Source organism: Clostridium sp. DSM 8431, from assembly GCF_900116755.1.
Lineage (GTDB): Bacteria > Bacillota > Clostridia > Clostridiales > Clostridiaceae > Clostridium.
The window spans coordinates 1-1,067 of record NZ_FPBY01000328.1 but is presented as its reverse complement, the minus strand read 5'-3'; the positions used below and the strand labels follow the sequence as shown (position 1 = coordinate 1,067).

Below are 1,067 nucleotides of genomic sequence, written 5' to 3'. Positions count from 1 at the left end.
TCATATCTTTATTATAACTCTTTTTGAGAAATATCCACTTTTAACTTGTACTATTTATATTCTAGCTCCAATTAGTTAGGTTTAATGATACTTTTTTCTCTAAAGTTTTTTTAAGACCTTTTTTAGTAAATAAATTATTTAATGAATCAAAGTCTTCAAAATTCTCGTTATAAGTATATAAAAGTATGCTGTAATTATCATCATTTTTAGTGATTATATACCCATCATCTTGAGCAACAATATCCTTTGATAGTTTACTTAATAAATAATAAGCATAATAGGATGGTTTTCTTATAGAAATATCATTTATAAGCCCTGGAGCACCTATAAAAACTTCATTAGTAAGATGAGTTTCTTTTTCTAAAACATCAAAAGCTTTAAGAGTATTCATCATCTTATTTTTGTTAGTTACTTCATTATGTATAATAAGTGGAAGCATATATGCAGTATCATATATAGGATCTAAAGTATTGTTTGGAATATATTCCTCAGTTAAAATTTCTAATTCAAGATTATTATTTATAAAATCTATTAACATTTCTTTAATTTCTTTAGTTAATTCTGTTGATAACTGGAATTTAATTGTTGATAAATAATAGTATTCTATATCTTTAAAGTAAGAATAGAAGCTTTCTAAGGCATTTTTATAATCTTCAAAACTAAAAGAAGTATTGTCTAAAACAATTAAAGGTTTAAGTTCAATATACTCTAAAAATTCTAAAACACTTCTTGCTCTATTCCAGTTAAAGAAATTGTTATTTCTAAATACTCCCATATCTTTACTGAAGAAGTTTTCTAATCTACCATAATCAAAATTTATCTCTTCTTGAAGCTCTTCTAAAATATCTTTGTTATCTTCTATTAGTAAATCAAAAGCATCTCCAATAGATAATATATCTCTAAAGTGCATATCAAATTTATGAGATACATTTCCCATGTCCACATGAATGTTCCACAATTTATTTTCGTAATTAAAACGCTTGTAATCTTCAAGAAGATAAGAAATTTTTTCTATAGCTTGAGATAAATCTAAGTTGTTAAATTTTTTTATGTGCTCATATTCTTTT

Annotated in this window: 1 pseudogene; it reads right to left on the bottom strand. The window is 23.9% G+C overall.

Going from position 1 to position 1,067, the window contains the following annotated elements:
- Positions 1-61 precede the first annotated feature (61 nt).
- Positions 62-1,067 (bottom strand): annotated as a pseudogene (locus tag BM384_RS17860) (AraC family transcriptional regulator); the annotation flags it as partial.